Origin of the sequence: Aeromonas sp. s6 (assembly GCF_040907815.1) — a bacterium.
Lineage (GTDB): Bacteria > Pseudomonadota > Gammaproteobacteria > Enterobacterales > Aeromonadaceae > Aeromonas > Aeromonas caviae.
The window spans coordinates 1-17,779 of sequence record NZ_JBFOCN010000049.1 but is presented as its reverse complement, the minus strand read 5'-3'; the positions used below and the strand labels follow the sequence as shown (position 1 = coordinate 17,779).

General features: G+C 62.4%; 16 protein-coding genes and 1 pseudogene. 14 read left to right on the top strand and 3 right to left on the bottom strand.

All coding sequences use genetic code 11. The features are described 5' to 3' along the window. Window positions 1-357: 357 nt before the first annotated feature. The 3 genes from dinG (at window position 358) to AB5Y50_RS07090 (ending at window position 4,270) form a co-directional block, all read left to right on the top strand. Window positions 358-2,430: an ATP-dependent DNA helicase DinG gene (gene dinG / locus AB5Y50_RS07100; protein ID WP_043153863.1), complete on the top strand. Its 2,073-nt coding sequence runs from the start codon at window positions 358-360 to the stop codon at window positions 2,428-2,430. A gap of 213 nt (window positions 2,431-2,643) precedes the next feature. After that, window positions 2,644-3,303 (top strand): DUF2057 domain-containing protein, encoded by a 660-nt coding sequence (locus tag AB5Y50_RS07095; RefSeq protein ID WP_125117309.1) that lies wholly within the window; start codon window positions 2,644-2,646, stop codon window positions 3,301-3,303. Window positions 3,304-3,373: 70 nt separating this feature from the next. Next, window positions 3,374-4,270 (top strand): histone deacetylase, encoded by an 897-nt coding sequence (locus tag AB5Y50_RS07090; protein WP_043153861.1) that lies wholly within the window; start codon window positions 3,374-3,376, stop codon window positions 4,268-4,270. Window positions 4,271-4,359: 89 nt separating this feature from the next. Here AB5Y50_RS07090 and AB5Y50_RS07085 read toward each other — a convergent pair whose 3' ends face one another. Together AB5Y50_RS07085 and ylqF are read right to left on the bottom strand one after the other, a co-directional pair. Beyond that, window positions 4,360-5,508, bottom strand: a complete 1,149-nt coding sequence (locus tag AB5Y50_RS07085; RefSeq protein ID WP_041214889.1) for an MFS transporter — start codon at window positions 5,506-5,508, stop codon at window positions 4,360-4,362. Window positions 5,509-5,808: 300 nt separating this feature from the next. Further along, complete coding sequence (ylqF, locus tag AB5Y50_RS07080; RefSeq protein ID WP_049636849.1) at window positions 5,809-6,759, bottom strand: ribosome biogenesis GTPase YlqF; 951 nt, start codon at window positions 6,757-6,759, stop codon at window positions 5,809-5,811. A gap of 341 nt (window positions 6,760-7,100) precedes the next feature. Between ylqF and AB5Y50_RS07075 the strand changes: the two genes are divergently transcribed. From AB5Y50_RS07075 to rnk, 5 genes are all read left to right on the top strand, one after another. Further along, window positions 7,101-8,492 carry an alkaline phosphatase gene (locus tag AB5Y50_RS07075; RefSeq protein WP_368162532.1) on the top strand — a complete coding sequence of 464 codons (1,392 nt, stop codon included), beginning with the start codon at window positions 7,101-7,103 and terminating at the stop codon, window positions 8,490-8,492. Window positions 8,493-8,516: 24 nt separating this feature from the next. After that, complete coding sequence (locus AB5Y50_RS07070; RefSeq protein ID WP_368162530.1) at window positions 8,517-9,884, top strand: alkaline phosphatase; 1,368 nt, start codon at window positions 8,517-8,519, stop codon at window positions 9,882-9,884. Window positions 9,885-9,934: 50 nt separating this feature from the next. Continuing rightward, window positions 9,935-10,618 carry a hypothetical protein gene (locus AB5Y50_RS07065; protein ID WP_257710044.1) on the top strand — a complete coding sequence of 228 codons (684 nt, stop codon included), beginning with the start codon at window positions 9,935-9,937 and terminating at the stop codon, window positions 10,616-10,618. Between the two features lie 81 nt (window positions 10,619-10,699). Beyond that, complete coding sequence (locus AB5Y50_RS07060; protein WP_180321339.1) at window positions 10,700-11,434, top strand: ABC transporter substrate-binding protein; 735 nt, start codon at window positions 10,700-10,702, stop codon at window positions 11,432-11,434. Window positions 11,435-11,667: 233 nt separating this feature from the next. Next, complete coding sequence (gene rnk, locus AB5Y50_RS07055) at window positions 11,668-12,063, top strand: nucleoside diphosphate kinase regulator (RefSeq protein ID WP_010675253.1); 396 nt, start codon at window positions 11,668-11,670, stop codon at window positions 12,061-12,063. A 108-nt stretch (window positions 12,064-12,171) separates the two neighbouring features. Here the strand turns inward: rnk and AB5Y50_RS07050 are convergent. Further along, window positions 12,172-13,298: pseudogene (locus tag AB5Y50_RS07050) on the bottom strand (GGDEF domain-containing protein). 461 nt (window positions 13,299-13,759) lie between these two features. Between AB5Y50_RS07050 and AB5Y50_RS07045 the strand changes: the two are divergent. The 6 genes from AB5Y50_RS07045 to AB5Y50_RS07020 form a co-directional block, all read left to right on the top strand. Continuing rightward, a complete protein-coding gene (locus AB5Y50_RS07045; protein ID WP_010675255.1) occupies window positions 13,760-14,548 on the top strand; it encodes a transporter substrate-binding domain-containing protein in 789 nt (262 codons plus the stop codon). Between the two features lie 99 nt (window positions 14,549-14,647). After that, window positions 14,648-15,592, top strand: coding sequence for an amino acid ABC transporter permease (locus AB5Y50_RS07040; RefSeq protein WP_368162552.1), 945 nt, complete (start codon window positions 14,648-14,650; stop codon window positions 15,590-15,592). Then, complete coding sequence (locus AB5Y50_RS07035) at window positions 15,576-15,698, top strand: hypothetical protein (RefSeq protein WP_257692682.1); 123 nt, start codon at window positions 15,576-15,578, stop codon at window positions 15,696-15,698. Before AB5Y50_RS07040 ends, AB5Y50_RS07035 begins: the two co-directional genes overlap by 17 nt. Then, window positions 15,682-16,425, top strand: coding sequence for an amino acid ABC transporter ATP-binding protein (locus AB5Y50_RS07030; RefSeq protein WP_010675257.1), 744 nt, complete (start codon window positions 15,682-15,684; stop codon window positions 16,423-16,425). The genes AB5Y50_RS07035 and AB5Y50_RS07030 overlap by 17 nt, the downstream gene beginning before the upstream one ends. A 199-nt stretch (window positions 16,426-16,624) precedes the next feature. Continuing rightward, window positions 16,625-17,464, top strand: coding sequence for a sterol desaturase family protein (locus AB5Y50_RS07025; RefSeq protein WP_368162550.1), 840 nt, complete (start codon window positions 16,625-16,627; stop codon window positions 17,462-17,464). A 120-nt stretch (window positions 17,465-17,584) separates the two neighbouring features. Beyond that, window positions 17,585-17,779: transposase domain-containing protein (locus tag AB5Y50_RS07020; RefSeq protein WP_368162519.1), on the top strand; the 195-nt coding region annotated here is incomplete at its 3' end.

Below are 17,779 nucleotides of genomic sequence, written 5' to 3'. Positions count from 1 at the left end.
ACACTAAGTCCTTGTTATTCCCTGTGTTAGCGATGTTCTTTGCATCACTATGCCGCCGAGACTATCACCGGGTTTTCGAATCCGCAATGAAAAAACTTGGAACTTTTTATGAAAACCATAGTCACAGGGAAAAATTTGTGAGCTGAATCTCACAATGTTTGCCCCATCAGGGAAAACGTTTACAGCGATACTCTCTGCCTGAATCCCTCTTTTTTGGTGGTTTATTGCAACCCCCTGTTCCCTCATAACATATGTGCAAAGCCGGGGCTGACCCGACTGCTTCTCCCCTGCCTCGACCCGGGCCGCCTGTTGCGGGTATCCTGTTGCCATCCACACCGACACGGCCACACCTTCTTTATGCTATCGACTCGCCTCAAAGCCACCATCCGCAATACCTATCGCCAGATTGCCGATGGTTTACCCGGTTTTGTGCCGCGCAAGGAGCAGAATTTCCTGGTTGCCGAAATCGCCAAGACCCTGACGGGAGAATATGACAGGAGTCGCCGCATCCTGGTGGCCGAGGCAGGCACCGGCATCGGCAAGTCCCTCTCCTATGCCCAGGGGGCCATCCCAGTGGCACGGCTGACCCAGAAGAAGCTGGTGATCTCCACCGCCACCGTGGCCCTGCAGGAGCAGCTCATCCACAAGGATCTCCCCTTTTATCACCGTCACAGCGAGCTGCCGTTTCGTTTCATGCTGGTCAAGGGGCGCCAGCGCTACTGCTGCGAGCACCTGCTGGAGCAGGCGGCAAACGGCAGCGAGATGGCCAATTTCGAACTCGACTTCGGCGCATTGAGCAAACACAAGCCATCGGATGCTGACAAAGCGTGCTACCAGGGGCTGTGGCAGGCCTACACCGAAGGCAAGTGGGACGGGGATCGGGACAACTGGCCCAAACCCATTCCAGACCCTTGCTGGGATCGCATCGCCGCCGACCGCCACACCTGCAACAAGGCCCTGAGCCACCATCAGCACTGCCCCTTCCATCGGGCCCGCAACGACATGGACGCAGCAGACGTGCTGGTGGTCAACCACGCCCTGCTGCTCTCCGACCTCACCATGGGGGGCGGCATCATATTGCCGCCGCCGGACGAGTGCATCTATGTGCTGGACGAAGCCCATCACCTGCCCACCATCGCCCGGGATCACGGCGCCGCCAGCGCCAGCATCAAGGGATCCCGCCGCTGGCTGGAAAAGCTGGTGCAAAGCGCGGGCAAGCTGGCCAGGACGCTGAACAAGGAGAGCCTGCTCGATCCCCAGCTCAAACTGCAGGATGCCCTGGCCTCTCTCCAGCCGGATCTCAAGGCCCTCGAGCAGTGGCTCGCCAGCAATGATCACCTCTTTGGCGGCGAGCCCCACCACAGATTCGCCGATGGGGTGCTGCCGGATCCCCTGCCCATGCTGGCGGAAAACCTCAAGGAGGCGAGCAAGAAGGCACTGAGGGCGCTGGACAGAATGCAGGGGGCCATCGGCGAGGCGCTCAAGGATGGCGACATCCGTCGCAAGGAGGCCGAGCCTCTGCTGGCGGAGAGCGGTTTTCACTTGCAACGGCTCGAGAGCTTCTGCGCCCTCTGGGAGATGCTGAGCCGCCATGTTCCCACCGGCAAGACCCCCCTCGCCCGCTGGATGGCCAGAAGCGAGGACGGGGACATCTGGCTGCACGCCTCCCCCATCGAGGTGGGGTATCTGCTGGAGGAGTGGCTCTGGTCCCGCTGTCTCGGGGCCGTGCTGGTGTCGGCGACCCTCACCGCCCTCTCCTCCTTCAGTTATTTTCGCCACCAGGTGGGGCTCAAGGAGCATGACGGCACCCGCTATCTGCGGCTGCGCTCCCCCTTCGACTACCACAAGGCCGAACTCTATCTGCCCAAGATGGCCCATGAACCCAGTGCCCCCGCCTTCACCCAGGAGTTGATCGATACCCTGCCCCGCCTGCTGGCAGGCAAGGAGGCCAGCCTGGTGCTCTTCTCCTCCTATCGCCAGATGAACGAGGTGGCGGTGGGGCTGCGGGCCAAGGGGATGTCGCTCCTGGTACAGGGGGAAGCGTCCCGCAGCGCCCTGCTCCTCTTGCACAAACAGAAGTGCGACGGCGGCCAGGCCAGCATCCTCTTTGGCACCGGCAGCTTCTCGGAAGGGCTGGATCTGCCCGGCCACTACCTCACCAACCTGGTGATCACCAAGCTCCCCTTCGCGGTGCCCAACTCCCCCGTGGAAGAGGCGACCGCCGAGTGGATAGAGCAGCGCGGCGGCAACCCCTTCCTGCAACTGACGGTGCCGGAAGCGTCGCGCAAGCTCATCCAGGCCTGTGGCCGCCTCATCCGAAAAGAGGCGGATCGGGGGCGGGTCACCATCCTGGACCGGCGCCTGCTGACCAAGCGCTACGGCAAGGGGCTGCTGGACGCCCTCCCCCCCTTCACCCGACGCATCGAGTGACACGGCTGACGCCCGCCATGCGCTCCCCTGACCCTCATGTCAGGAGGGGGCAGGAAGATAGAAGAGCACGCTGCCCGCAGGACTCGGGGCAGCGGGATCCACACCCCGCACACCGGAAGGCGCCATAAACGGCTATTGCCGCTGTGGGGCAAACCTGTAAAAATGACCTCCTATTTTTCAGTGGGCAATTGCCTGACTGTTCAAGGAGATGAAATGAAACTGACTGTTCTGGTACCGGCCCTGGCTGGTCTGTTGTGGGCAGGTAGCGCCCTGGCCGCTAGCCAACTGGAAATACAGAATCCCTACGTGATGCAGTTGCTCGATGGTGAGTCCATCAATCCCAAGCTGCTCGACAAGACCAGCACCTTCTCCCTGGAGCCCGGCAAACACCAGGTCGTGGTCGCCTTCGAGGGCAACTACTCCAGCCGCAGCGAGATCAAGCTGGTCACCGCCGAGCCCCTGGTGATCAACTTCACCGCCGCCGACAACCAGCAACTCTTCCTCGACTTCAAGAAGCCCCGTAAGGAAGAGGAAGCCAGACTCTTTATCAAGGATCAAAACGTCGTTCTCAGAGACAAGGTCAGCGGTCAGGTAGTGGAGAGCGAGCAGTTCGTCATGCCGACCGTGGGTGGCTTCCAGCTGACCCGCGACTATCAGCAGGAGCTGATCAATATGGGCAAGGCCTTCAACCAGCCCAAGACCGTCGCCATCTCCAGCGCCGCCGTGATGGCCGCCGCCAGCGCACCGGCCGAAGTGGCCCCGAGCAAGGCCATGAGCAATCCGAAAGCCCTGACCCAGCTGCAGAGCTGGTACAACAAGGCCGATGCGGAGACCCGCAAAGCCTTCCAGATCTGGGTGATCCAGCAGCAGTAAGGCGCATCGCACGCCTGCATCGAGGGGAGCCTGGCTCCCCTTTTTCATACCCGTTCATGGCCGATGCTTCATGTCACTGCGCATCTTCTATCACCCCCACTACTCCGCCCTGACGCTGCCCGAGCGTCACCGCTTCCCCCTGGCCAAGTACCAGGCGCTGTTTGAACGCCTCGTCGCCCTCGACTATCCGCTGGCACAGGCCGCCCCTGCCAGCCGTGAGCAGATAGAGAAGGTGCACGATGCGGCCTATGTACAGGCCGCCCTCGCCGGCACCCTCGATGAAGGGGCCATTCGCCGGCTCGGCTTTCCCTGGTCTCCCCTGCTGATAGAACGTACCCTGCACTCGGTCGGCGCCACCCTGGCCGCCAGCCGCCACGCCCTTGCGCAGGGCTGCGGACTGCAGATCTCCGGTGGCTACCACCACGCACACCGGGGGTTTGGCAGCGGCTTCTGCCTCTTCAACGATCTGGTGATCGCGGCGCGAACCTGCCTGGACGAAGGACTCTGCGAGCGGGTACTGATCGTGGATCTCGATGTCCATCAGGGAGATGGCAGCGCCGCCCTGTGCACGGGCAGCCGTGACATCATCACTCTCTCCCTGCACGGGGAACACAACTTCCCCCGCCACAAGCCGGCCTCTCATCTGGACTTTCCCCTGCCAAGCGGCATGGAGGACGACGCCTATCTCGAGACCCTGGACCAGGCCCTCGCCCTGGCTCATCGCCTCTACGCCCCCGACTTCATCCTCTATCAGGCCGGGGTGGATGTGCACCGGGACGACGAGCTGGGCTACCTCTCCCTGAGCGACTCCGGCGTGCGCCAGCGCGATGCCATGGTCTTTGACTCTGCGCTTCGCCACGGGCTGCCCATCACCGCCGTACCGGGAGGGGGTTACCGGCGAGACTGGCAGCAGTTGATCCCGCTGCACCTCTCGCTCTTTGAAGTAGCAAGGCACCGGTTTGGTTGAGCGGCACCACCCGGCCCATGATGAAAAAAGGCGACCCTTGGGTCGCCTCTTCTATATCCAGTGCGCAGGGATGATGACGCCGTCTGCCCTCAGGCATGGGCCATTGGCGTCGGGTGCTCGCCCATCTTGCGCAGCAGCATCAGCAGATAGACAAGGGAGACCCCGGCAATCACCATGAACAGCAGATGATCCGAGTAGTGCTGCATCAGGAGCGCCGTCAGGGTCGGCCCGAGCAGGCTGCCAATGGTGTAACTCAGCAGCAGCGCCTGGTTCATGGCCACCAGTTGATGCTGCTCGACCTTCTCGCAGGCCCAGGCCATGGCCACCGGATAGAGCGTGAAGCCCGCGGCCCCCAGAATGAACAGCGTCGGTCCCATGGCCGCGTTGCCGAGCATCGCCATGGCCCCCAGGATCACCACCAGCACCTGTACCCGCAGCACCGGCAGGCGCCCGAAACGATCCGCCAGACGCCCCACCGGCCATTGCCCCAGGATGCCGGCGCTCACCATCACCGCCATCCAGTAGCCGATGGCCCCGTCGCTCACCCCCTGGTGGTTCAGATAGAGCGGCATCAGACCATAAAGCACCCCCAGCACGATGCCGGAGAGGATGCAGCCGTTCACCCCCAGACGCGCCTGACGCAGGCGCAGCATCGGCCAGACCGGAGTCCTGGCCTGGTGGTTGCCTGACGGACTGGCGATGCGGGTGAACAAGAGCGGCAGCATGGCCGTCAACACCAGGGCGGTCACCCAGGGCAGCACCGCCATCAGCGACGTCGGCACTTTGCTCACCAGCAGTTGCCCAAGCACGGTGCCCACGTAATAGACCATCATGTAGGCGGCCAGCAGGCGACCCCGATTGCGGGCGTTGCCGCTGCACATCAGCGCGCTCTCCACCACCACCCAGATCATGGCGCAGCCGACACCGGCGATGAATCGCCAGGCGAGCCAGCTCCAGAACGCCACGGTAATGCCGAGCCCGACGCAGCCTGCGGCAAAGAGCGCACTGGCCAGGTAGTAACTGCGATTGAAGCCGCAGCGGGCGATGAGTCTGCCCGCCAGCAGGGTTCCCAGCAGGTTGCCGGTGAAATAGGAGGAACCGACCATGCCGACCTGCCAGGTGGGCAGATGCTCATGGGCGAGCCAGAGCGGCACCAGGGTATTCAATACCGCGATGGCCAGGGTCAGCAACAGCAGGCCACAGAGCAGGAGCAGCACCGGGCGGGAGTATGTGGTCATGGATAGAACCGTGGGGAGAGGCAAAATGCGAGCGCATCATGCCACCGCCAGTGCCTTTGTCAATCGGCACTGAGGCTGGGTCGCAAGGTTTTCTGCCCACCGTGATGGCAACGCGGCAAGGCCCTCCCCTGACGGGAGCCTCATCCCCTTGATTGGCCGGCACCTTGGTCATGATAAGGAGAAGCGGGCGGTTGAATATCGACCCTGTGCCTCCCTCACGCCAGAGCGCCATGACCAGAAGAGGCGACCCAGGGCCGCCTCTTCTTGTTATCAAGCACAACCTATCGTGCACAACGCCGGTCAGCGCTGGCGCTTCTTGGCGTACTTGCGACGAGCCCGGGCCTGGCGCTCCTCTTCCCGCTCCGCCTTCTCCCTGGCTTTCTGCTCAGCCTCGGCCTGGGCTTCCACTATCTCGACGCTCACCATCTCTGGCGTCTCCAGGGAGATCCGCCCCAGCATGCCGGACCGGAATTCATTGACCAGGATTTCCGAGGCCTTGTGCAGATCCGCAAGCCCCCCCTTGCGCATGAAGCCGCGCTGACGGGCAATGAGATCCAGCAGCTCGATCTCGGTCTCCGGCAGCTCGCTCAGCTGGTAGCGTGCCTTGATGCGCTCCGGATAGGCCTTGATGAAGTAGTCGGCGGCAAACATGGCGATGTCGGCGTAATCGAAGACGGTATCCTTGATGGCCGCCGTGATCGCCAGTCGATAACCGCAGGAGGGCGGGTTGAGCTTGGGCCACAGGAAGCCAGGGGTGTCCGTCAGGATGACGTGGTTGTCGAGCTTGATCCGCTGCTGGGACTTGGTCACCCCCGCCTCGTTGCCGGTCTTGGCGATGATCCGCCCCGCCAGGGTGTTGATCAGGGTGGACTTGCCCACGTTGGGGATGCCCATGATCATGGCGCGCACCCCGCGCAGCTCGAAGTTGCGCTCCGGCAGCATCTCGTGGCACAGGGTCAGCAACTGCTTGATTTTCTCCGGCTCCTGCTGGGTCAGGGGCAGTGCCTTGATCCCCTTCTCCTGCTCCATGTGGGCCACCCACAGCGCGGTGATCTCGGGGTCGGCAAGGTCTGCCTTGTTGAGCACCTTGATCACCGGCGTCTCCCCACGCAGCTCCGGCACCAGGGGGTTCTCGCTGGAGAAGGGGATGCGGGCGTCGAGCATCTCGATGATGACATCGACCTGGGGCATGACCTCTGCAATCTCTTTGCGGGCCTTGTGCATGTGGCCGGGGAACCAGTTGATGGACATATCCGTTACTCTCTCATTGGCATGCGGTCCCCTCTCGGGGCTGCGGGCGCTCGGGGTTGCGGGTGCGTGGTGATGCGCCAGACCGCTGGCACTCATCGCAAGGGGGCGCATTTTACCTGCTGCGGCCCCGATTTGACAGGCTATTCTGGCCGGGTGTTGTCACCCGGGTGGCCGGATGCCCGCCACGCCACCGGGAGGTGAGTGGCAGAACACAATCAACATAACCCATTGATATAAGATAACATTTACAAGGCACTTTCACCGCATTGTCATCTCTCTTCACTAAAAGTGTCATCTGCCCCCTCTAGGCTGCGCTCAGGTTTCACAAGGAGCGAACCCCAATGAGAAAGATGGCAGGACTTGCAGTGATGATAGGCGCCGCCCTGGCCGCCGGCTGCAACTCCAACAACGACAGCAACACCCCGGAAACCAGCGCCAAGAACGTGATCTTCTTCCTCGGCGACGGCATGGGTCTCAACACCCTCACCGCCTCCCGGATCTATGGCGTCGGCGAAGAGGGCAGCCTCACCATCGACACCCTGCCGGAAACGGCCTTCATCAAGACCTTCTCCCACGATGCTCAAGTGACCGACTCGGCCCCCTCCATGGCGGCCTACATGACCGGGGTCAAGAGCAACAACGGCGTCATCAGCATGGACAGCGACGCCACCCAGGAGAGCGATTGCAGCCAGAGCGGCGGCAAAGCAGTGACCACCCTGCTGGAGCTGGCCAAGGCCGATGGCCGTGGCACCGGCGTGGTCACCACCACCCGGGTAACCCACGCCACCCCGGCCGCCACCTATGCCCATATCTGCAACCGGGACCTGGAGGCTGATATCGCCGTCCAGATGGTGCCGGGGGGCAGCGGTTACAACAGCGCCCTGAAGGAGGGGCTGGACGTGGTGCTCGGGGGCGGCAGCGGCTTCTTCCTGCCCAGCGCCGACAAGGGCAAGCGGACCGATGGTCGCAACCTCATCGACGAGATGAAGGCGAAGGGCTATCAGTTTGCCGCCACCCTGGACGAGCTGAACCAGGCCGATGCGAGCAAGCCGCTGCTGGGCCTGTTTGGCTCAAGCCACATGAAATATGACCTGGACCGACCCGCCAGCGAGCCGTCACTGGCCCAGATGACCCTGGCTGCCATCAAGCAGCTCAAGGGCAAAGAGAAGGGCTACTTCCTGATGGTGGAAGGGGGGCGCATCGACCACGCCCTGCACGACACCAACGCCAAACGCGCCCTGCAGGATACCCTCGCCTTCGACAACGCCATCCAGGCCGCCATCAATGAAGTGAAGAAAACCGATCCCGAGCTGAAAAACACCCTGATCGTGGTCACCGCCGACCATGACCACACCCTGGTGCTCAACGGGTACGCCAAGCGCACCGGCAAGACCACGGCAGGCAATGCGGGCGTGCTCGGGCTGGTGAAGAACTACGAGACCGGCGAGCCGAGCAAGGATAGCGATGGCATGCCCTACACCATCATCGGCTTTGGCAACGGCTACAACCGGGTGGACGGCCCGCGCAGCAGCGTGGCGGCCCTCGACGACGCCACCGTCTCCGCCGACGACTATCACCAGGAGGTGGTGGTCAAGGTGGGCGAGATAGGCAACGAGACCCACGGCGGTACCGATGTCTTCCTCGGCGCCATCGGCCAGGGAGCGGAGCGCTTCCACGGCTCTCTCGACAACACCGCCGTGTTCGGCAAGATCAAGGCTGCGGCCAAGCTGTAAGGGATTATCAGGATGAACATCACCATGAAAAAGACGCTGGTCTGCACCGCCCTGCTCGGCACGCTTGGCGGCCTCTCCCAGGCGCACGCCGCCGATGCCAAGAACGTCATCCTCTTTATCGGTGACGGCATGGGCCCCACCGTGCTCACCGCCACCCGCCTGTTCAAGGTGGGGGAAGAGGGGGATCTCGAGATGATGAAACTGCCCCAGAGCGCGCGCATCAAGACCTTCTCCCACGATGCCCAGACCACGGACTCCGCCCCCTCCATGGCGGCCTACACCACCGGCGTCAAGATGAACAACGAGGTGATCGCCATGAGCAGCGACACCAGGGCAGTGGCACCGTCCAAGGATGCCAACGGCAACAAGGGCATCAACAACTGCACCAGCGACAACGGAAACCCGGTGCCCACCATTCTCGAGCTGGCCAAGGCAGCCGGCAAGTCGGTGGGAGCCGTCACGACCACGGAGCTCACCCATGCCACCCCGGCGGCGACCTATTCCCATATCTGCCACCGGGATGCGGCCTACGCCATCGCCGAGCAGGCGGTACCGGGCGGCGCCGGCTTCAACCAGGCGCTGGGGGATGGGGTCGATGTGCTGATGGGGGGCGGCGCCAACCACTGGACGCCCTACAGCGCCAGCAACAAGGGCGGCCGGGCCGACGGCCGGGATCTCACCGCCGAGCTGACCGCCCGGGGCTACCGCTATGTCACCACCAAGGATGAGCTCTCTGCTGTCAACTCGGGCAAGGTGCTGGGGCTGTTCAGCACCAAATCCCACCTCGACTACGAACTGGACCGCGTCGCCAAGGGGGCGGCCAGTACCCAGCCGTCCCTCTCCGAGATGACCGCCAAGGCGATCGATCTGCTCAGCCAGAACAGCCAGGGCTACTTCCTGATGGTGGAGGGGGGACGTATCGACCACGCCCTGCATGCCACCAACGCCAAGCGATCCCTGACCGATGCGGTGGCGCTGGACGAGGCGGTCAAGACGGCCCTCGGCAAAGTGGATTTGAGCGATACCCTGATCGTGGTCACCGCCGACCACGACCACACCATGACCATCAACGGCTATTCAGCCAAGGGCAACAAGGTGCTGGATCTGGTCAAGAACGCCGATGGTTCGACCCAGAACGACGCGGACGGCAAGCCGTTCACTACCCTGGTATTCGGCAACGGCCCCAACCGCCAGGACCAGCGTCCCACCCTCACCAGCGATGAGGTGATGGCGGATGACTACCTGCAGGAGACCGGGGTCAAGCTCGGCTCCGAGACTCACGGCGGCGGAGATGTGATGCTGTTCGCGGGCGGCGCAGGCAGCAGCCAGTTCAAGGGCACCCTCGACAACACCCGGGTGTTCGGCAAGCTCAGGGAGGCCCTCGGCCTGTGATAAAGGGGCCCGGCACCTCGCCGGGCACCTTTTCCGTCGAGCGAGAGACGATGATGAAATATCTGCTTTCTTTATGGCTGCTGGGCAGCGCCCTCTCCTTCCCCCTCCTGGCCGACGAGGTGCCCGATCTGGCCGCCCGCATCCGCTACGTGGACAGGGTGACCGGCAGCGACGGCATCACCCGGGAGAGCCAGTGGCAGGAGAAGTGGCTGCGGGTCGGTGACCAGGTGTGGAGCCAGCGGCTCATTCCCGTTCCCCTGGCCCGTGCCTATCACGCCACCCATGATGCCCGCCCCGGCCACAAACACTTCACTCACCAGATGGCGGCACGCTGGGTCACCCGCAGCGAGGGAGACGCACTCCAGTTGCGCTACGCCGATGCCTGGCACAACCAGCTGGTGGAGGTACCGCAGGAGGAGTACGGCCAGGTGGCCTTCAAACCGGAGTGGGCGCGGATCCGCCACCTCATCAACCCTTCCCTGTTAGAGGGAATGACACCGCTGGATGAGGCCGCCCCCGACCAGGCGGACTGGTATGAGACCCGCGAAGGTCGCCAGCGTACCCGCATCCTCTGGTCGAGCCGCTGGCAGTTGCCCCTGGTGGTGGAGTCGGCAAGCCTCGACGGTTATCGCAGCTACCGGATGGAGGTGACGCTCAAGCCGCTGCCAAAGACCCTCCCCTGGCAGCAACTGGCAGGGTACCAGACCCTGGATCTGCGGGATTTCTTCGACTGATCCCCCCAGGCTGCAATCGCCTGGCTGACATGACGTAACGGGATGTTACACTCTCTGTACTCATCCCGGACCCGAACATCCATGCGCCTTGTTACTCTGCTTCTGCTGCTCTCCCCTCTGATCGTCTGCGCCTTTTCGGCCCGTGCCGTGGTCGTCGTGGCCGCGGACATTCCCCCCTATGTGATCCGCGCCCAGCAGGGTGCGCCGAGCGGCATGGCCATCGAGGTGCTGGAGGAGGCTGCCCGCCGCCTCGGGGAACCGCTCGAGATCGAGTTGATGCCGCTGGCTCGCGCCCTCAGCCAGGCCAGCCACCGCCCGGATGTCCTGTTGTTGCCCCCGGCCCGAAATCCCCAGCGCGAACCACTGTTTCTCTGGATTGCCCCCCTGCTGGAGGAGGCCTTCGTGCTGGTCAGCCATCGCCGTCACCATCCAGCGCCGCTCTCCATGAAGACGCTGCCTGGCCTCACCGTTGGCGTGATGCGTGGCTCCCATAGCCAGAGCCTGATCCAGCCGCTGACAGGGGTGACCCAGGAGCTGGTCACCGAGGAGGTCAGCAACGCCAGCAAGCTGGCGCGCGGCCGCATCCAGGCCTGGGCGGTGGCCTGGAACACCGCCCGTTACAACCAGCAGCGGGCGGGTCTGCCGCTCCCGGATCTGGTGCGGGGCGAGACCTTGCAGCAGAGCACCCTCTACCTGGCCGCCAGTCCCCGCTTCTCCCGCAGCGAGGCGCTGCGCTGGCGCCGGGTCATTCAGGAAATGAGGGAGGATGGCAGTCTCGCGCGCATCCTGCACCAGTACGATTACCAGGCTCCCTGATGAGAAAGTCAGCCCAATTGCCAAACCACCCCAGAATAGTTATGGTATCTCCATGAAAGCAATCATGATTTTTTCCAGTACGCTCACACCCCGCTGAGCCCCCGCCCTCGCCCCGCTGCGCGAGTCGCTCGGGGGCATCGCTTTTGCTGTCTGCTTTTTACCCTTGCACCGTTTTTTGTCGACCAGTCTGCCCGTCATCCTGGTCCCTTCAGTCATTGATAAGGAAATACCCTATGAAACAGCCTCATCTCGTCATCTCCAGCCTGGATCTGGATCGCATCGAACAGCTGCTTGGCAACCACCCCCAGCACCTTGCCCTGCAAGAGGAGCTGGATCGCGCCGAGATCCGCGAACCCGCCGACATGCCGCCGGACGTGGTGACCATGAACAGCACGGTGCGCTTCAAGATGCAAAACAGCGGCAACGACTTCTGCCTGACACTGGTCTATCCGAAGGATGTGCAGGGGGACGAATCGAAGATCTCCGTGCTGGCGCCAGTGGGCAGCGCCCTGCTGGGGCTCAAGGTGGGTGACAGCATCGCCTGGCCGGGGCCGGCCGGTCGCACCATCCAGGTGGAGATCCTGGAAGTGGTCTATCAGCCGGAACGCGCGGGGGAGCTGCACCGCTGACAGGCTGCCAGGCTGCCATTCAGATCTGATGCGACCAGGTGGCTGACTCGGTATGCCTTTGTCCGGTCGGAGCTAAGGGCCACCGGCCGGGCATGACCTGACGGGGGATCAGGCCCCCTGACAGATCCGGTTCTTGCCCTCCCGCTTGGCCTGATAGAGAGCGCGATCTGCCTGGCTGAACAGGGTGTCAAAGTGCCATTCGCGGGCGCTGGGCGCCCACCCCAGGCTGGCCGTCACCCGGACCCCCTTCAGCCCCAGCGTTTCTATCCCCTGGCGGATCTGCTCGCAGCGCGCCTGCTGGGCCAGGGGGTCCCGCTCGGGCAACAGCAACACAAACTCTTCCCCGCCGAAGCGGCTGGCCACCAGATCCCGCTGGCCGGCAAGATAGCGACCCACCGCCTCCAGCACCCTGTCCCCGGTCTCGTGACCGTGGCGATCATTGATCTGCTGAAGTCGTCGAGATCCAGCACCACCAGCGCCCCCAGCCTTGCCATCGTCACGCAGTGATCCATGAAGCCGCGCCGGTTCAGGAGGCCGGTCAGGGGATCCTGGCTGGCCTGTCGACGCAGGGCCAGGGCCCGGTACTGGGTACAGAGCAGCAGCACCCCGAAGGTCGACAGATAGTTGCCCATCAGCATGGAGAGGAAGGGGAGCACATTGACCGCATGCTGATCCATCAGGACCCGCACCTCGCCGCCGAGCAGGGCCCCCATGCGCACCAGATTGAAACCGTAGAGCAGGATGTTGACCACGGTGAACACCAGCACCGCAGGCAGATAGTCAGGGTAGCCATGGCGCCAGATGAGCCAGACAATCACCGCCCCCACCATCATGTAGCTCAGGCAGGCCAGCAGCACCCGGGGGGCCATCTTGTCGTTGAAGATGACGCTCCAGCAAAGGATCAGCAGGTAGACCAGCATGAAGAGGGTGAAGGCCCGCCAGTTTGGCGGCTCCCCGAAGAAGCGCTGGATGGCGAGTGGCATCAGGGCGAGGCAGAAGGTGATGAGCAGGTTGGCCAGCCAGATCCCCGCGATATGGGGGGCAAATGCCTGCATGAAGAAGAGCGATTGCGCCGCCAGGGCACAGAGGCTGGACCACCACCAGAGCCCGAGACCGGGTATTTCCCTGTGGGTCCACCAGATGATGGAGAGGGTGATGAATCCCAGGCTGTAGCCCCCGAGGGCCATCAACATCAGGGTAAATACGTCCAGATTGAGCAGAATTGAGGCGTCCATTCCCGAACCTTCCAATGGGGATGGCTGAGTATATGGGAAGCCCATGACAAGACACAGAGGGAGCCTATGGGCCGGGCAAAAATATTTGCCCAGCTCGCACGCCCTACTCCCCTTGAAGCGGGCCGGACAACGCCCTGTCTGTGCCCGGATTTTCCACCGAGACGGCCGCCGGATATTTTGCACTTGAACCGGCGCCATTAGATAGATATGTTGTTTTCATGTGGTTTTATGAGTCACCACGACGGATAAAAGTCTCCATAACTTATTGAGTCTTCTGGCACAAACAGGTTTTGGTACATTTTTCATCCAACGAACCATTCATAGAATCTCATATGGGGCTTTTGCCCCGACCAAGACAATAATCCTGTCTTGCCTGCTGCCGGATGCAGCAGTCTCTTGTGCCATGGAGTCGCACGGGAGCAGGTTCAAGGCCGACCACATTTACGACAGAGACGTCATTTATGATCAAAAAACTCATTCTTTCTACCCTGCTGCTGTGCGGGCTGGCCAACGCCGCGCCCACTTCCACCCTGGATGCCGTACTGGAGCGCGGTGTGCTGCGGGTCGGCTTCGATGCCGGCTATCAACCCTTCGAGATGACCAACAAGCAGGGCCAGTACATCGGCTTTGACGTGGATCTCGCCAAGATGGTCGCCAAGGAGATGGGCGTGAAGGTGGAGTTCGTCAACACCGCCTGGGACGGCATCATCCCCGCGCTCTTGACCGACAAGTTCGACGTCATCATGGGCGGCATGACCGTCACTCCCCAGCGCAACCTGCGCGTGAACTTTGCCGATCCCTACATCGTCGTCGGCCAGACCATCGTGCTTCGCAAGGACAAGGCGGGCGAAATCAAATCCTTCCAGGACCTCAACGATCCCAAATACAAGATCGCGGTCAAACTCGGCACCACCGGCGAGCAAGCGGTCAAGCGCATGATCCCCAAGGCCACCCTGCTGCAGTTTGAAACCCAGGATGACGCCAAGCTGGAAGTGATCAACGGCAAGGTGGATGCCTTCGTCTACGACCTGCCCTACAACGCCATCTTCGCGTCCCAGAACCAGGGCGCCGTGGTGCACCTCGACAAGCCGTTCACCTTCGAGCCGCTGGCCTGGGCCATCCGCAAGGGGGATCAGGACACCCTCAACTGGTTCAACAACTACCTGCGCCAGATCAAGGGCGACGGCAGCTACGACCGTCTCTACAAGAAGTGGTTTGAATCCACCGCCTGGCTGAACCAGCTCAAATAACCTCTCAAAGGGGCGGCATGCCGCCCCTTCACGCAGACTCCCCACACGATAACGACAAAAGAGGTTGTGACAGTGATCAACCCCAAACTCACAAGACAGATGGAAAAACAGCCCAATCAGCTGCTCTGGCACGGGATCTTCCTGCTGCTGGTGCTGGCCGCCATTTTCGGCATCTACAAGGCCGTGCAGGCAGTGGATTACACCTGGCGATGGGAACGCATTCCCCAGTACATCGCCTATCAGGCAGAACAGAAACACTATGCCGAGTTTGACGGCACCGTGGTCGCGGACAAGGGACAGCTCTTCCTGCAAGACGATCTCGACCCCAGCCGCCGTCAGGCCATCGCTCCCAAGGGCTCCCAGCTGGCTGAAGGGGATACCGTCTTCCTCGGCGATACCCTGGATGTGCAACTGAGCTGGACCGCTGGCCCCATCGCCTGGGGCGTCTGGGTCACGGTCAAGCTCTCCCTGGTGGCAGGCATCTTCGCCATCCTGCTTGGCACCCTGGCCGGGCTCTCCCGCCTCTCCCCCAATCCGGCCCTGCGTAACCTGGCCGTGACCTATGTGGAGCTCATCCGTGGCACCCCGTTGCTGGTGCAGATCTTCATCGTCTATTTCTTTATCGGCACCGTGCTGAACCTCGACCGATTCACCGCTGGTGTGGCGGCGCTCGCGGTCTTCACCGGCGCCTACGTGGCGGAGATCGTGCGCGCCGGCATCAGCTCCATTCACAAGGGGCAGATGGAAGCGGGCAGAAGCCTTGGCATGACCTCGGCCCAGACCATGCGCTACGTCATCCTGCCCCAGGCCTTCAAACGGGTGCTGCCACCGCTCGCGGGTCAGTTCATCAACCTCATCAAGGACTCCTCTCTGGTCTCCGTCATCTCCATCACCGATCTCACCAAGGCGGGGCGCGAAGTGGTCAGCTCCACCTTCAGCCCGTTCGAGGTGTGGTTCACCGTGGCCCTGCTCTATCTGGTGCTGACCGGCACTCTCTCCTTCCTGGTGCGTCGTCTGGAGGTGAAATATGCGCGCAGCAACTGATCCCGTTATCAAGGCGCCATCGGTGTCGAAACGTTCTGCCATCACCGGCACTCCCTGTCCCTTCCCGGTGCGTCGTCTGGAGGTGAACTATGCGCGCTGCAACTGATCCCATCATCAAGGCGACCGGTGTAGAGAAGTTCTACGGCACTGAGGTGCACGCCCTGAAAAACGTCAGCACCCAGGTGGCCGAAGGGGAAGTGGTGGTGATCGTGGGGCCGAGCGGCTCGGGCAAGTCCACCTTCCTGCGCACCCTCAACCAGCTGGAGACCATCAACGATGGCAATATCGTGGTCGACGGCATCAGCCTCACCGAACCCGGGGATGTCAACAAGCTGCGGGAAGAGGTGGGCATGGTGTTCCAGTCCTTCAACCTCTTCCCTCACCTGACGGTGCTGGACAACATCACCCTGGCCCCTCAGAAGGTGAGAGGGCTCTCTCGCCAGGAGGCAGAGGAGCGAGCCAAGGCCCTGCTGCTCAAGGTCGGTCTCTCCAACAAGGCCCAGAGCTACCCCTCCCAGCTCTCCGGCGGCCAGCAGCAGCGGGTGGCCATCGCCCGGGCGCTCGCCATGCAGCCGCGCATCATGCTGTTTGACGAGCCCACCAGCGCCCTCGACCCCGAAATGGTGGGAGAGGTGCTGGACGTCATGAAGGGGTTGGCCCGCGAAGGGATGACCATGGTGGTGGTGACTCACGAGATGGGCTTTGCCCGGGAAGTGGCGGACAGGGTGCTCTTCATGGAGAGCGGCGAGCTGCTGGTGGACGAGAAACCCGCCGACTTCTTCGACAATCCACCCTCCCCGCGCCTGCGCCAGTTCCTGAGCCAGGTGCTATAACCCGCGATGCACCAACACGAAGAGGGAGCCCATGGCTCCCTCTTCTATGCTTGCCTTCCCCCCAGATCATCTCCCTGGCGCATTGCTTGCCGCAGCCTTTTGCCATCGGGTTGTCACCACGCCAACGAGCAAGGATGTTAATGAAATTTTAAATTCATCCGGTATGCTGACATCCAACTGGTCCAACCGGATGGCTCACATGGATGTGCAACTGCTCCTGCTCTACCTCTCGCCCCTCTTTCTGGTTTTCATCGGCTGGGAGATGCTCTACCTGCGAAAACACGGCGCCGCCTATCCCACGGCGGGCTACCAGTGGAAGGATCTCTTCGCCAATGCCACCCTAGCACTGATGCATCAGGGGGGCGATGCCCTGGCCGCCATTGCCATCGCCTATCTCTATGACACCCTCTGGGGCTGGCGATTATTCGATATCGAGCTGAACCTCTGGAGCCTCTTGCTGCTCTTTCTGTTGCAGGATCTCAGCTACTGGCTGTTCCACTTCGCGAGCCACCATGTGCGCTGGCTCTGGGCCTCCCACGTGGTGCACCACAGCTCGGAGCGGCTCAACCTCTCCACCGCCTTTCGCCAGAGCCTGATGTACCCGGTCTCCGGCATGTGGCTGTTCTGGATCCCCATGATCCTCATCGGCTTCCCCCCCGAGGCGGTGGTGGCCACCGTGCTCTTGAGCCTGGGTTTTCAGTTCTTCGTCCACACCCAGGTGGTGGGCAAGCTGGGCAAACTTGAATGGATCTTCAACACCCCGTCCCACCACAGGGTGCACCACGCCAGCAATGCCAGATACATCGATCGCAACTTCGCCGGCGTGCTCATCATCTGGGACCGGCTGTTTGGCACCTTCGTGGAAGAAGACTTGGGCGAGCCGTGCCGTTTCGGCATCACCAAGCCAATTCACAGCTTCAACCCCCTCACCCTCACCTTCCACGAGTGGCGCGACATGCTGCAAGAGGCCCGGGGCTTCCCATGGCGGCAAAAGCTCGCCGTGCTGTTTGGCAAACCGGCGGGCCCCACCAGCGATTGACCCACCGACCAGGATAAAAAAGAGCGCCCAGGGGCGTAATGCCGATCAGTTAAGGATCCATTGACCGATCCTCAGGCTGTGTAAGAATCCGAAACTCCTTGTTGGGTTTCGGATTTTTTTATGCGTATCGACCAAGCTCTCGACTTCATTCACGCCTGTCCTCCCGGAAAGTTTGAGTCCCTGTCTGACCTGCTGTCACCTGAACTGGTGCAGGCTTGCTTGGCCGAGACGGGCTCCGTCTCCTTGCGCCGACGGCGCATGCCCATGGAGCGGGTGCTATGGGCCATTATCGGGATGTCCTTGTTTCGTCATGTC